This window comes from Thermoleptolyngbya oregonensis NK1-22 (genome assembly GCF_032705245.1).
Taxonomy (GTDB): domain Bacteria; phylum Cyanobacteriota; class Cyanobacteriia; order Elainellales; family Elainellaceae; genus Thermoleptolyngbya; species Thermoleptolyngbya sichuanensis.
In genome coordinates this window covers 4976543-4990189 of the sequence record NZ_CP053540.1, presented here as the reverse complement: position 1 = coordinate 4990189, position 13647 = coordinate 4976543, and the positions used below count along the sequence as shown (strand labels likewise).

The 13647-nt window shown below is 56.4% G+C and carries 12 protein-coding genes; 3 read left to right on the top strand and 9 right to left on the bottom strand.

What is annotated here, in order from left to right; translation table 11 throughout:
- Window positions 1–5 precede the first annotated feature (5 nt).
- Both HNI00_RS20820 and dps read left to right on the top strand, forming a co-directional pair.
- A complete protein-coding gene (locus HNI00_RS20820; RefSeq protein ID WP_277774620.1) occupies window positions 6–239 on the top strand; it encodes a hypothetical protein in 234 nt (77 codons plus the stop codon).
- Window positions 240–490: 251 nt separating this feature from the next.
- Window positions 491–1087: a DNA starvation/stationary phase protection protein Dps gene (dps, locus tag HNI00_RS20815; protein WP_316789136.1), complete on the top strand. Its 597-nt coding sequence runs from the start codon at window positions 491–493 to the stop codon at window positions 1085–1087.
- Between the two features lie 42 nt (window positions 1088–1129).
- On the opposite strand, the gene lysS is transcribed toward dps, so the two are convergent.
- The 8 genes from lysS to HNI00_RS20775 form a co-directional block, all read right to left on the bottom strand.
- Window positions 1130–2638, bottom strand: coding sequence for a lysine--tRNA ligase (lysS, locus tag HNI00_RS20810; RefSeq protein ID WP_316789134.1), 1509 nt, complete (start codon window positions 2636–2638; stop codon window positions 1130–1132).
- Between the two features lie 81 nt (window positions 2639–2719).
- The gene (locus HNI00_RS20805) at window positions 2720–3526 is read right to left on the bottom strand and encodes an ABC transporter permease (RefSeq protein ID WP_205371462.1); all 807 of its coding nucleotides are present in this window, start codon (window positions 3524–3526) and stop codon (window positions 2720–2722) included.
- Window positions 3527–3847: 321 nt separating this feature from the next.
- On the bottom strand, window positions 3848–4429 hold the full coding sequence (locus HNI00_RS20800; protein ID WP_420156408.1) for a thylakoid membrane photosystem I accumulation factor: 582 nt from the start codon (window positions 4427–4429) through the stop codon (window positions 3848–3850).
- A 157-nt stretch (window positions 4430–4586) separates the two neighbouring features.
- The gene (locus tag HNI00_RS20795; protein ID WP_316789128.1) at window positions 4587–5213 is read right to left on the bottom strand and encodes a hypothetical protein; all 627 of its coding nucleotides are present in this window, start codon (window positions 5211–5213) and stop codon (window positions 4587–4589) included.
- 36 nt (window positions 5214–5249) lie between these two features.
- A complete protein-coding gene (locus tag HNI00_RS20790) occupies window positions 5250–7232 on the bottom strand; it encodes a DUF3685 domain-containing protein (protein WP_316789126.1) in 1983 nt (660 codons plus the stop codon).
- A gap of 124 nt (window positions 7233–7356) precedes the next feature.
- Complete coding sequence (pgsA, locus tag HNI00_RS20785) at window positions 7357–7848, bottom strand: CDP-diacylglycerol--glycerol-3-phosphate 3-phosphatidyltransferase (protein WP_316789124.1); 492 nt, start codon at window positions 7846–7848, stop codon at window positions 7357–7359.
- A gap of 322 nt (window positions 7849–8170) precedes the next feature.
- Complete coding sequence (locus tag HNI00_RS20780; RefSeq protein WP_316789121.1) at window positions 8171–10237, bottom strand: caspase family protein; 2067 nt, start codon at window positions 10235–10237, stop codon at window positions 8171–8173.
- A 124-nt stretch (window positions 10238–10361) separates the two neighbouring features.
- Window positions 10362–11399 carry a toll/interleukin-1 receptor domain-containing protein gene (locus HNI00_RS20775; protein WP_316789119.1) on the bottom strand — a complete coding sequence of 346 codons (1038 nt, stop codon included), beginning with the start codon at window positions 11397–11399 and terminating at the stop codon, window positions 10362–10364.
- Window positions 11400–12255: 856 nt separating this feature from the next.
- On the opposite strand from HNI00_RS20775, the gene HNI00_RS20770 reads away from it, so the two are divergent.
- Window positions 12256–12912, top strand: a complete 657-nt coding sequence (locus tag HNI00_RS20770) for a DNA-3-methyladenine glycosylase family protein (protein ID WP_316789117.1) — start codon at window positions 12256–12258, stop codon at window positions 12910–12912.
- Between the two features lie 146 nt (window positions 12913–13058).
- On the opposite strand, the gene HNI00_RS20765 is transcribed toward HNI00_RS20770, so the two are convergent.
- A complete protein-coding gene (locus tag HNI00_RS20765) occupies window positions 13059–13415 on the bottom strand; it encodes a Spx/MgsR family RNA polymerase-binding regulatory protein (RefSeq protein ID WP_316789115.1) in 357 nt (118 codons plus the stop codon).
- Between the last annotated feature and the right edge of the window lie 232 nt (window positions 13416–13647).

Genomic DNA, 13647 nt, shown 5'->3' with positions numbered 1-13647 from the left:
TGACTATGAATTATCCCATTCCGAGTAGTTCTCAAGAAGTCGTTGCCCTCCGCCAGCAGCCCGTAGACGATGAGCTGGTGGCAGCGGCGATCGCCGGAGTCATCTACGTCGCGCGATCGCAGGGACAAACGCTGGAAGATCTCACCGCCGAGGTTATGGCGGACGATCGCCTGCTGGATGCTGATTTGCGGCGCTGGCTCAGCGATATCGTCTCGCAGGCCTGGGATCAGCTTGCCTAGCGCCCAGAGGTGCGTCGTTTATCGACCCTGTGCTTTACGTAATAACCATTCTGTTGGACAGAAGCATTTTGTTTTACAGGCTGTTTACAAGTTCTGTTCGTAACACCTGTTCGCAACATCCGTTTGTAACAACATCCTGTTTGTAACAACATCCTGTTTGTAACAACATCCTGTTTGTAGCAACATTCTGTTTGTAACCAGAGGGAATACGCTATGCTGAGTGCTTGAACCTCTAGCCAGGATGCAGGCTCATGGGCAGCAACGGTCGCAGCACAAACGGCAAAAGCCAACCGCTTTACGCAACCCGGATTGACCTTTCCTCCGAAATTCGCACAAAAGTCATTGCTATTTTGAATCACTCCCTTGCCTCGACGCTGGATTTGAAAACCCAGGTCAAGCAGGCTCACTGGAACGTCAAGGGATTACAGTTCTACCAACTGCACGAGCTATTCGACGAGATGGCTTCGGAGCTAGAAGAGTATGTGGACATGGTGGCAGAGCGCGTCACGGCGCTGGGCGGGCTAGCCGTTGGAACTGCTCGCACCGCGGCATCGCAGTCTATTCTGCCAGAGTATCCCTTCGACATTTTGGACGGCAAAGATCACGTCATCGCTTTGGCAGAGCGCTATGCTGCCTACGGAAAGCTGGTGCGCGAGTCCATCGACGCGACCGATGAATTGGGTGATGCCGATACGGCTGACCTGTACACCGAGATCTCGCGGGATATCGACAAGCGCCTTTGGTTCCTAGAAGCGCACCTGCAAACTTCGGTGGAGGAAGGGTTGGCCGCCGCTGTGTCCGAAGTCGCAGAACCGAAAGCTAAGAAAACGGCGAAACGGGCAAAGTGAGCGACTGTTCGGGCGAGTCCTAACTTGCCCATTCCTCCCCCATTACTCCTCTTTTGCCTCCGGCTTTAGCAGGGGGAAGGCAATCACGTCGCGGATACTGGCAGAATCGGTCAGCAGCATGACAAGCCGGTCGATACCTGTGCCCATGCCCATCGTGGGTGGCAGCCCATACTCCAGCGCCATCAGAAAGTCTTCGTCTACACCGTGGGCTTCGAGGTCGCCTGCGGCCTTGCGAGCCGCCTGGGCTTCAAGGCGCTGACGCTGATCCACCGGATCGGTTAGCTCAGAATAGCCATTTGCCGTTTCGCGCCCTACGATGAATAGCTCGAATCGCTCCACCAGGCCGGGTTTGCTGCGGTGCGCCTTGGCCAGGGGTGAGTTTTCGACCGGGTAGTCTGTAACAAAGGTGGGCTGAATCAGCGTCGCCTCGACCTTTTGCTCAAAGGCTTCTACCAGCAGGCGACCGATCGAGTCGCATTTGTCTAAATCTTTGAGACCAGCGGCGATCGCCCCTTCTTTTGCCTCCTCCAGCGTCGTGAACTGGGTAAAATCCAGCCCCGTGTGTTCCTGCACTAGCTCGTGCATCGTGACTCTGCGCCAGGGCGGGGTCAGGTCAATGGCTTGCCCCTGGTAGGTGATTTTCAAATCATCGAGGACTGACTTGGCGGCGGCGACGATCATCTCCTCCGTCAGCGTCATCATCTGCTCGTAATCGCCGTAGGCCTGGTAGACCTCGATGGAGGTGAACTCCGGATTGTGCCGGGTGGAAACGCCCTCGTTGCGGAAGATGCGCCCGATTTCAAACACCTTCTCGAAGCCGCCCACCACCAACCGCTTCAGATGCAACTCGGTGGCGATGCGGAGATACAAATCCATCTCCAGCGTGTTGTGGTAAGTAATGAACGGACGCGCTTCGGCTCCCCCTGCCTCCGATTGCAGCACGGGCGTTTCAATTTCGATAAAGCCCCGCTCGGTGAGAAAGCGACGGATGGCAGTGGTGATGAGCGATCGCCGTCGAAACGTCTCCCGCACTTCTGGATTTACGATCAAATCCACATAGCGCTGACGGTAGCGCTTTTCCACATCCGTCAGCCCGTGCCACTTGTCGGGCAGGGGTTGCAGCGACTTGGTGAGGATGGAATAGCGCTGCACGTTAATCGACAACTCGCCCTTCTCGGTGCGCTTGATGGTGCCCGTTGCGCCCAGGATATCCCCCGCATCGGTCAACGTTTTCAGATGGTCAAACGCCTGCGGGTCGAGGTCTGCCATGCCCGCTTCGATGGTCTTTTTGTCGAGATAAAGCTGAATGGTGCCCGTTTCGTCTTGCAGCGTGAAAAAAGCCAGTTTGCCAAAGACGCGACGATTCATCACGCGCCCCGCCACCGACACGACGACCTCTACCTCTTCCCCTGCCGCCAGATCCGCATATTTCTCCTGCAACTCCGCAGCGTGGTGCGTGACATCCCAGCGATAGCCGTAGGGATTGAAACCCAGTTCGCGGAGTTGGGTGGCTTTTTCAAGGCGGGCAGCGCGGAGATCGTCGGACGACATTAGATTCAGAAGATTAGATTAGAAGTTTAGCGATGTATCGGGTTAACGGGGGTTCAGTGTCCAGGCTGGGGCTTCTGGACGCTAGTCTCGCTGGTGGGAGAACTGGTATGCCCCGACGGCAGAGAGGGCGATCGCCACCGTCAGCAGCACTGGAATACTGTACCAGGGAAACTGGCTCAGCGGCAGATAAGCGGCAGCGCGGAGTCCAGTGCTTGTATAGGTCAGCGGCAGCAGGTAAACGATGAACTTGAGAATCGCAGGCAGGGTTTGCGGGTCAAAAAAAGTCGCGCCCAGAAACGACATAGGCACAATCAGAAAGTTATTCAGCAGCCCCACACCCTCCAGCGATTTCACATTCAGCCCCACAATCACGCCCAGCCCCGAAAACACGGCGCAGTTCAGCACCAGCACCAGCAAAAACAGCGGACTGATAAAGCCCAGGTTGCGGGTAAACAGCAGCGCAATCAGAATCACTGAAGCCGAGGTCATCAGCCCCCGCAGCACGCCCGCCATCATCTTGCCCAGGAACAGCGCCAGGGGATGCACAGGCAGCAGCAGGATTTCTTCAAAGGTTTTGCTATAGAGCCGCTCGCCGCAGATGGAAAACGTTGTGCCGCCGAAGCTGATGGTCATGGAGGACAGGGCGACCATTCCCGGCAGGATGAAGTCTAGGTAGGTATTGCCGACGGGAGGCTTCATCGCCGAGTCGAGGGCGCTGCCCAGCCCCAGCCCAAAGGCGAGGATGTAGATCAGTGGCGAAACCAGGCCCGATGCGGCGACCTGGGCGATTCGGACTCGCAAGTCAAGCCAATCGCCCCAAAAGACGGTCAGTGCATCTTGCAGGATGTTACTGATAAGAGACGTTTTGCGAATTTGTCCAAATTCCAGCGAGGGTTGCGCGGTCACAGCAGCGTGGGTAAATGTTACTCCTAAATTTTACATTTCTTAGGACTTTCCGATCTGATTAGGACTTATGCAGTTGAACAATTTCTCGCAGGCTGCGCCCACCAGAAACTGTCCAAAATCCAGAAAGCTTATTGCAAGTGCGTAAGTCCTACTGGATTTTGGATTTTGGTTTGGCGATTTTGGATTGTCAGTCCGAGCCGCTGTAGCGCTTTCAGCAATTTGATCAGGAGGTTCGGGAGCCAATGGTGCTTCTCGTCAGGGCAGCGACGGCAGGCTGCTATTCGCCTTCTGTGCCCGTCTTAGCTACTGAGGAACTAGCTCAGTGTTGATTTCGTTGACGATGCGGCGCTTTAGCTCGACGGATTCTGAGCGCGGCAGCAGGTCGAAGACTTCCCGCAGCACGTCGTCAATGCGCTCGTAGGGAATGACTCCCGATTCATTCAGCACCACCTTGCCTGCCTTGTCGAACACGACTGTTTGGGGGGCATAGCCCGTTAGGTAATAGCCAGGTTCGCTGGGGTCGTATTGATCTTTGACAGGAATAGAGTCGATGCTGATGGGCAGGATGTCGGCAGCGCGGCCGTAGAAGGCATCGAGTTGGGAAATGACGGGGGCAAACTGCTTGCAGTCGGCGCTGTCGTCTACGTATAGCACCAGGATAGCGGGCGTATGGGTGCGGAGCGAGTCAGACAGCTTGAGGCTGGGCGGCACCAGGGAGCCGTTGCCTGCGTAGAGCGGGAAGATGTTGCCGTCGTAGTGATCATCTGTGAGGCTGGCGATCGCCGGATTGCCACCCAGCAGCATACTAGCCAACACCAGAACGAGCAAGAGCAATCGCTTTGCCCACACAAGCCTCCGAAGTTGAGCGATCGCCGGACACATCATTATGTTTTTCAAACCGCTTCTAAAAGCCATCGCACGTTTAACGTCTTTTAACGTTCCGAAATATCCTGTCCTATTGTGACATTGAGTGACGTGCAGTAACGGTCGCGGAGGGGGAGACGTAGGGGCGATCGCCCAGACTCCGACGGTCTAGCCCGGTCTAGCTCCCCGCCTGCTGTTCTTGAAAGCTCTGGATTACCTGTTGCAGCGTTGGCTGATTTTTCTCGAAATCGGCAGGCGGTGTCCAGGCGAGGATCTGGGCAAAGCGGGTCGGCGTTTCCACCACCGTATGCAGATACAGCACGTCAATGTTGTTGAGCGAGCCGCGCACCTGATACTGCACGGCTGGGTTGCCGCCCACCTGGGAAACGGGCGTGGGGCCACTGACTTCGGATTTTTCCAGTCGCCGCGTCAGGTAGCCGCGCGTGATTTCTGCATAGGTCTCGCGCTGCATTCCGCGAAACTCTGCCTTGGGCTGAGTCAGCACAATCAGATACATCTGCTCTGCCCGGTTCGACGCTTCCAACTGGGCGCGATCGTTCAGTTCGTCGTCTTTGACCCAGCCCGACGGCAGCGTTATCGCAATCTGCCCGTCTTCGGAAATCAGCCGATCCTGGGTCGGCAACGGCAAATTCGCTGGGGGCGGCGGCAGCGTCAGCACGATTTCCTCTGGCTGCGGCTCTTTCTCTGGAGGGGTGGGCGTGGGAACCAGGGTTGCGGCGATCGCCAGCCCGCCCAGCAGCGCCAGCGGCACGCTTCCTTTTACCCATCTTGGAATATCTTTCAAATGCGTTATGTCCTCATCTTGCTTAAACTCGCCAAGCTAGCGTCCCCGGCTCCGTCCATACCGCCGCTCTTGGCGATCATAGCGCCCATCCTGCACGACGTTGTTCACGCCTTTGATGATGCCGCGCCCGATCAGCCCGATACCGCGCCCGATCACCTCCGTCAGCACGTAAATCACGCCGCTGCCCAGCACAGAGATAACCGAACGCAGCCGAGGGGCGATCGCATCCCGCGTTTCCAGAGCCAGCGTGACCGCATAGGGCAGGCCCGACAGTTGTTCTAGCTCGTCGCGGCGGGGCGCGTAGATCGATTCCTGCTCAATGCCCCGCAGCCGCAGCACAAACAGACGGTATTGACTCTCAAAAATATCCTTTGGTTCTGCGAAGTAGCGCTGCATCCGGTAGCGCCAAGACAGGTCATTGCGAAACCGCTCAATGCCCCGACTCGACAGCAGCCGACGATCATAAAACGACTGCTTGATGTCTTCTACATCGGCAAAGCGATTGAGCAACGGCTGCACGACAGCGTTGGCAATCTGAATCATCGTGTGGCTGAGCAGCAGCCCAGCCCGCCGCACCGCTTCGGGATTTCCGGCTGCGTAGGGCACACCGTCGATCACCAGCGGAGCCTGCACCAGCAAGTGCGCCAACAGGTCGCTGAATAGCGGAATCTTGCTGAGAATATCCGCCTGCACAATTGCCTGGTCGGCCAGCAGGTAGGGCGCAATTTCCACCTCCTGACCCGACAGCGCCAGCGTGCGATAGCGACCAAAAAACTCCACCGTCGTCGCCTGCCACAAATCCGCCAGCAGTTGGGGCTGCATGTCTGACAATCGCTGCTCTGGCACTTCGGCCACCCGCAGGTCATCCAGCAGGTCGTCTAGCTTGCGTAGCACCAGTCCAAACAACTCGCGCTTGCGATCGCTCCGCAAAATGTCTGTTTCCAGGGGCAAATCGGTGAGGTTGTCCAGATTGCCCTCCAGCGTTGCCAGCACCCGGTTAAATAAAACAGCCCGCATTTCACGAGAGGCTTGGGCCGTGGCCGTGGTCAGCGCGGGCTGGGGTGTGGCCGCCAGAGCCGTGGGGCGATTTCCCTCAGAAACCGATTGACCCGCAGACGCACCAGATGCAGGCTGGGGGCGGCCAGGGCGCGACGAAGATGCTGGACGGGCGATTCCCGTAGGGGTCGCTTCGCGAATCGCCGCTGGTGTAGCAGGGATGCTGAGGCTGGGCACGGGGTCTGGCGGCACAGCATCCGGTGGGGTAGGAACCGTGGGCAGCGAAGGCTCCGAGATGGTTTCCAGCAGTTCCGGCGTGGCCAGCATCCGCAGCACGATCCACCGCGCCGCCCGCAGTTCTCGCCTGCGCCCCAGCAACACCTGCCGCTGCAAAAACGACAATCGGCGGCTCCGGAGCTGCGCGGTGATCAGGGCGATCGCCTGATCGATTTGCTCTAGCCCCGACTGGCGCAGCGTCCGCTTTAAATAGCTGGCTTGGGACACGCGACGCGACAGCACCGGCCCGCGAGCCGCCGTTGCGCCACCACCCGCCAGCCCAGAGGAGGCCATCCAGTAGGGTTCCCCCGCGGCCACTTGCCGCAGGCATTTGGCGATCGCCCCGGGTTCCGCCCCCTTCAGGCAAAAGCCCTGCGCCCCCGCCCGCCGCACCGCATCCACCAAAATCGGCTCTGCCGTGGAACCCAGCACCAGCACCGGGATTTGCGGAAACATTGCCCGCAACTGCTGACACAGCGCCAATCCCTGCACCCGCGCCGGATTCGTGCGCCCCAGTTCCAAGTCCAGCAGCACCAGATCCACCGTTTCGCCCTGGCTTGTGCCCGTGTCTAGGCGCGTGCGAATCAGCAGCGGCGCGTCTTCTCCACTGCCAGACTCAATTCCCACGCGAAACTCAGGAAACTGCTCCAGCCACAGCCGCAACCCGCCGCGAAACACCGCATCGTCGCTAATCAACGCAAGCTGGAGCGGGCGGGTGAAAAACACATCGGCAGAACGCGAGGTCATGGGCGGGGCGAGAGGATGGGGGAAGCTTAATAAACTTTAAGGCATAGTTTAGGCGATCGCCCTACCGAGTTTCAGTTCGGCAGAGACAAGTTCGGGATTAAGGCTCATCCGCTCTCTCACGCCCTCACCGCACATAAATTGCGCCAGACACCAGCGTCAGCCCGACGGCCAACCAAAAGGCGATCGCCGCTGCGGGGCTATTCATCGTCGGCGGACAGATCAGGAGGGCGATCGCCGCAATCTGGCTGACGGTTTTCAGCTTGCCCCAAAGGTTTGCGCCAGAAATCGTGGGCTGGCTGACCCGCCACCCGGCGATCGCCAGTTCTCGCGCCAAAATCAGAAACACCGCCCAGGCAGGAACTTGCCCAAGCTGGATTAGCATCAGCAGCGGAGCCAGCACCAGCAGCTTGTCTACCAGCGGATCGAGAAATTTGCCCAAATCGGTCACCTGGTTCAGCTTGCGGGCCAGGTAGCCGTCTAGCCAGTCGGTTCCCGCCGCAACCAGAAAAATCGCCAGGGCAATCCAGCGCGATCGCCCGGTGGGATTTTGCAGCAGCACCAGCAGCAGCGGCACGCCCAGCAGCCGGGAAACGGTGATCCAGGTAGGGAGGTTCATGGTGAGAGGAGAATTTTGGGCTACAGCGGTTTCAAACGAGGTTTCAAACGATGCAGCCGATTGTATCGCGGCTAGATGCGCGAGGATTCCCCCCAAGGGCAATGCTAGGGCGTGTTTTAAAATCCTGTTATCCCCTCTAACCCCTCTAAAGAGGGATTTTAACCCCGTATCTGGCTCCCCTTCTCCCCGCGTGGGAGAAGGGGTTAGGGGATGAGGGCAGTAAGTTTGCCATTTCAAGGATGTCAGCGCCCTTAAAAAGGGGAACCAGGCCGAACTGTTAGCTCGAATTTTTTAGCCCAAATTCTTCCTTGCTCGATGGGCCTCAGCGTGGACTGAGGAGATCCATCAGCGGATTATTGCTTTGCTGATTTGAGAGAATCTCTGGTGAAGGGGCTGTCTGATTTTGATTTGGCTGTTTCTCCTGTTCGCGTCTTCTTTGCTCCTGTCGTTGGGCTTCTTCGGCTTGCCGACGTTCGCTTTCGATGCGTTGCCACTCGGCTTCCTGGCGACGCCGCTCGGCTTCGGCACGCTGACGTTCGGCTTCGATGCGTCTGCGCTCGGCTTGTTCTCGCAAGATCTGCTCCTGGCGCAGTTTTTCTTGCTGATCTTTGGTAACCTTGTCGGCATATTCGGCGATCGCCGCCTGCGCGTCCTGCTTTAGTTTGGGATGGCTGAGCTGGCTCATCCGTGCCTTTGCGCCTTCGATGTCCCAATGACTACTGAGTACATCATTGATTTCTGCGAGCAGTGCCTGGTCACGATTCCAGGCGGCTTCCCACTTGGCGATCGCTGCTTGCGCTTCGTCGTACAACGAGCTAGACAGCGGCACTGCCTCAGCCAATTCTTTCGCCTCTTCCAATCTGCCTGCGTCGTAGCGTTCTTGAGCGCGATCCATCAGTTGTTTTGACCAGGCTTCCCGGTGTTTCTTAGCCTTATCCCCATAAGAACTGTCGTCTGGGATTTGTTCAAGTAGGATGACTGCTTCTTCATGCCTGTCCTGATTGGCTAGCTCTGTGGCTTGATTCAACTTATCGCTCCACGAAAACTGACGGTAGATATACACGCCAGCGCTACTCGCAATGAGAAGGAGACTCGCTGCTAACAATCCCCAGAGCATTTGCCCTTTTTTACGAACAGAGTACGCAGGCGCATACAGCGATTGGGGAGGCGATTTTTGGGAAGGGGTGGTGGCCTTAGGCGTTGGCTGCCTAATCAGTTTCGGCGTGTTTGTTTCTACAACGGGTATTGTCTCTGGTGCAGAGGGGACTGGCCAGTTGCTCACCCCCGGATTTGCAGTCGCAAACAGTTGTCCAAACTCGTGCTGTCGGGCTTCGATGCGGGCTTCGATCGGCTCTACGTCTTCGTCGCGCAAGGCCAGCGCCAACTTCAGGTAATTCAGGTCGTTGCGGGTAGCTTCGCTCAAGGGAAACTCATGTATCACTGCTTCCAGCAGCTTTTGTTCATACTGCCGCAGGTTCGAACGATAGGTGCGCGACGGCAGTAGCACCTCCGACTCAATCGCCGTCGCCTCTTCGCGAGACAACCCTAATCCTTGGCGGCGGGCTTCTAGTGCCAGTCGAGCAATTTCAGAGATTTCGCCGCGCTCAGTAAAGCGAGCCACTTCCCGCCGATAGCGCACCTTCGGATCGCCAACCATTGCCTGCGCCAGCTTGATACGAAAGCCTTCTTTGGACGTGAAGATTTCTGGCTTCATGGCGGGGGCAGTTTCCTGGACGCGCTTTTTGGCATATTCGTGTAGCTCATCTACGGCGATCGCCCCGTCATTGTCCTGATCGGCCGCACCTGTTTCTATGCCCTCAATGAGGTATCGCGTATACACAGATAGGTCAGCCGTAGCTTGCTCAAATGAATATTGTGTTGAGGTGGAAGATGTCAGCACGGCACGACCTTCACCGCCTAGTTGCTTTTGCACGTCTACGCGCCCGTCGTCTTTGGCTCGCATATCTTCGGCAAAGGCCCCGCTAAAGCAGCAGTCCAGCACAATGACTTGCCGCTTCGAGCGGCTGTTGCCCATAATTTCATGTACAAAGCTAGCGGGCACGGCGGTCGATTTCACCAGTTCGCCACGCGGCGTTTTGCGGGTTTTGCGCGTGGCAAAGTAGAGCCTGCCGCTGTCGTCTTTGATGCCGTGGCCACTGAAAAAGAGCAGCACCAGATCGTCGCGATCGCGATCGCGGAACAGCGCTTCGATCTCTTCCTGCATTTCCTGCGGTTCCGGGTTGATCAGCGGCGTGATCTGGTCAAAGCCGCCAATTTCTGGTGCTTTCAAGACCTGGTGCAGCGCCTGCACATCGCGCTCGGCACCGGGCAGGGGAGTGAGTCCGGCTTGATAGTCTGTGACTCCGATTAACAGGGCGACCTTCGACATGGGGCACACCTCAGGAATGGTGGATGCGGGTCAATAGATGCGGTCAGATGCGGTCAATAGAACTGGAGGATTGGTGTAATGGGCAATTTTGGATTGGCGATTTTGGATTTTAGAGGGGCGATCGCTATGCTGGCCGCACTGCCATCCGCTGCACGGCTGTTCGGATGCCCTGCGCCACGTTTAGCAGCGCTTCGTCGCGGTTTGCCCAGGTGGTAATGGGTTTGGCATTTTTGGGCAGGGCCTGGAGTTTGCCAAAGGGTGCGCCTGCCCAGTCCGAAGGCTTGAGGATGACAGGGATGACGCAAGCCTCGCCACGCTCATGTCGGGCGATCGCCTGCGCCATCTCCACGTCGTAGCAATAGTCCGACGCGAGAAAGTTGGCGCTCACCAGTAGCAAGATGATTTGTGCCGCGTTGAGGTGCGTGTCGATCTCGCCGCTCCATTCGGCTCCAGCAGTGATTTCTCGGTCATGCCATGCGGTGATCAGGCCCTGGCGTTTGAGCAGGCTCAGGTGCGTGGCGATTTCGTCGCGCAGATCTTCATCCTTGTGGGAATAGGAGAAGAACACAGAGACAGGTTGGGAAGCGGCGGCGATGGGTGAAGTGGTGGCTAGAGTTTGCGCCACTTGTGTAGGGGCAGTGACAACTAATGCTGAAGGGGCGATCGCGTGCTGTATTCCGTCGCTGTTGCCAAAGAGATGCTCAGAACCATTCCCCAATGCGTTCAGAAATGCATTCTCGAACGGATTTTCAAATAAATTCTCAGGATCATTGTATGGTGTATTTTCTCCGGCAACAAATCCCTGTACAACAGGCAACAGACTCAGCAGATCTTGCTGTCCCGCAGCTTTGAGCTTTAGCTTGCGACCGTCAATCTCAATCTCTAGCTCAACGGCTTTTTGCGCTAGGCGATCGCCCAGAAATTGCAGCATTGGGGCAAGATTCACTGCCTTGACGTTGGCAGCCAGCGCCCCCGCCAAAAAGCCGCCAAACGACTTATTCCCGTCGGGTGGATTGGGATCGGATACACGCTCCACCGACTCCACTTCGTCCAAATCTTTGATCTGACTCAGCAGCCGTTGGGCGCTATCTTCGCGCTCGTCTGCATCCAACTGAGGGTCAACAAAATTTAGGATTAATCTGACGGTCGATGCCTCTGCCATGTCCACTTCTCCATAAGTGCCATGACGCGAACTCGGTTTTTGTAAAGGGTTTTCAGCAGAAAATCTGCCAAACCTGCTCTCCGGGTTTCCCTGATTTTGAGGAGTTGAGGGGGCGAAAAAATGAGTATTTATTCCCCTAACTTGATTTTATTTTCAGGATTTAGCCAAAGGAGGCGATCGCCATATTTCTATACCAAAGCTATTTTTTAGCTGGTTTAGAGGGGCGATCACTGCTCTGGCAAAACCTTGGAGAGAGCAATTATCCGCAATCCGAATTCACGACCAGGCGTTGCCCAAGTGACGATTGGTTGCTGAAACTATAAATAAAGTCAGAAATTCCTGAGCGCATCAAGCCACCAAACACATTTCAGCCAAATTTTCTACAATTACGCATTAATTTGACTGGAGTGGCGGCTGAAATCAGAAGCACTAGCGTTTAACTGAAGGTTCATATAGATAAGACCAATGATTTATCAGGAGGAGGGGTAGCTGACCTGACCAGCTAAGCCTGAGAATCGCTTGCCAGCAGCAAATCGAGTCTGACCTTGCTTTATAAAACCTGCCTTCTATCATCCATTTCGGGAAACCTGCACAAGATTACCCTCTGGGGGGATAATTCCTCGCTGTTACACTCTGCCTTAGCAGTCTCAGTTTCAGAAAGCGACTCTCAACTCACAAAATTGCAGCTATGATGTCGCTCATGAATTTACTATAGCAGATAAATTAATATCAAACAATGATATCAATTTATCTGAACCAAAGGTTTTTGACTCAGTACACTTGCTCTATATTCTTGCCTGACAATGTAGACATGTACAGGTAGAAACAGCAGTGCGTGTCTGCTGCTGCTGTCGAGATGGCACAAAAAGAAACGATTAAGATGGACTATTCAAGGGCGATCGCCCATTTGCAAGCGGCTGACCCCATCCTGGCAGCGACAATCGAGCGTAGCGGCCCCTGCACCCTCTGGCACGATCGGCAGACAGGCGATCTGCTGGAATCTCTAGCGGAATCCATCATTTACCAGCAGCTTTCCGGCAAAGCCGCAGGCACCATTCACCGCCGTTTTTTGGCACTCTATCCCCACACGCCGCACCCCACGGCTGCCGAAATTCTGGCTACGCCGGACGAGGTGCTGCGCGGAGCGGGGCTATCTCGCGCCAAGACGCTGTACGTCAAAGACCTGGCGCAAAAAGTGCTGGACGGGCTGCCCAGCCTGGAGGATCTGGAGCAACTGGAGGATGATGCAATTATCCGCACGCTGACCCAAGTCAAGGGCATTGGCAAATGGACTGCGGAAATGCTGCTGATCTTTCGGCTGCACCGCTGGGACGTGCTGCCTGTAGACGACTTGGGCATTCGCAACGGAATGCGCTTGCTCTACAGCCTGCCCGACCTGCCCAACAAGAACACCATGCTGCAAATCGCCGAACCGTGGCGACCCTACCGCACGATCGCCGCCTGGTATCTATGGCGCAGTGTGGATATCAAAGCGATGGGAAAAGAGGGGTAACGGGGTGTGGAGATGAAGACGCACAGAGTGGGAGAGGACTTCAACCCTCTCTTGCTCTCCTTCTCCCAAGTCGGGAGAAGGGGGCAGGGGATGAGGGCAGATTGAAAGTTGCACATCGCGTCTCGCAACGTTCTTCCATCACGCTCCTACACGCCCAGCGCCTCCTTCACCACGGCCTCCGCTGCCTTGAATCCCACCATCACTGCCTTGCCGTCTTTCACAAACAGCGGTCGCTTTAGCAGCATGGCATCTGCGGCAAAGGCTTTGGCCCAGTCTGCGTCGTCCCAGGTGTCTTTTTTCTCGCCCAGCGCCCGGTAGGACTGCCCTGAAGTGTTTCGCATCGGCTTTGACCCCAACGTCGCAATCCAGTCCTCAATTTGCGCCTGGGTGGGTGGGGTTTCTTTGGTGTTGATGAACTCGTACTCGACTGCGTTGCGATCGAGCCAGGCGATCGCCTTTTTGCAGGTTCCGCAGTTGGGAATTCCGTAGACCTGGAGTGCCATTGCTGATTGACTTTCTGAGTGCCTTTGGTGTCGATTTTGGATTTTAGATTTTAGATTTGCGATGTTGGGCTGCCAATTCAGCGGCTTCAGGACTGGGGCAAATTGCATCCACAGCGCCCTTCCGGCACGCTGACCCTTCAGGCACGCTCATGCAATGCCCAAGATTTTAGATTAGCAGGCTCCGGCTGGCAGTCCTCTGCAAAACACCTGATTCAAAAGCATCAGACCATTG

Bases quoted from the DNA above. Each gene is read 5' to 3' on its own strand.
- HNI00_RS20820 (WP_277774620.1), top strand. From the start codon at position 6: ATGAATTATCCCATTCCGAGTAGTTCTCAAGAAGTCGTTGCCCTCCGC.
- dps (WP_316789136.1), top strand. From the start codon at position 491: ATGGGCAGCAACGGTCGCAGCACAAACGGCAAAAGCCAACCGCTTTAC.
- lysS (WP_316789134.1), bottom strand. From the start codon at position 2,638: ATGTCGTCCGACGATCTCCGCGCTGCCCGCCTTGAAAAAGCCACCCAA.
- HNI00_RS20800 (WP_420156408.1), bottom strand. From the start codon at position 4,429: ATGATGTGTCCGGCGATCGCTCAACTTCGGAGGCTTGTGTGGGCAAAG.
- HNI00_RS20790 (WP_316789126.1), bottom strand. From the start codon at position 7,232: ATGACCTCGCGTTCTGCCGATGTGTTTTTCACCCGCCCGCTCCAGCTT.
- pgsA (WP_316789124.1), bottom strand. From the start codon at position 7,848: ATGAACCTCCCTACCTGGATCACCGTTTCCCGGCTGCTGGGCGTGCCG.
- HNI00_RS20780 (WP_316789121.1), bottom strand. From the start codon at position 10,237: ATGTCGAAGGTCGCCCTGTTAATCGGAGTCACAGACTATCAAGCCGGA.
- HNI00_RS20775 (WP_316789119.1), bottom strand. From the start codon at position 11,399: ATGGCAGAGGCATCGACCGTCAGATTAATCCTAAATTTTGTTGACCCT.
- HNI00_RS20770 (WP_316789117.1), top strand. From the start codon at position 12,256: ATGGCACAAAAAGAAACGATTAAGATGGACTATTCAAGGGCGATCGCC.
- HNI00_RS20765 (WP_316789115.1), bottom strand. From the start codon at position 13,415: ATGGCACTCCAGGTCTACGGAATTCCCAACTGCGGAACCTGCAAAAAG.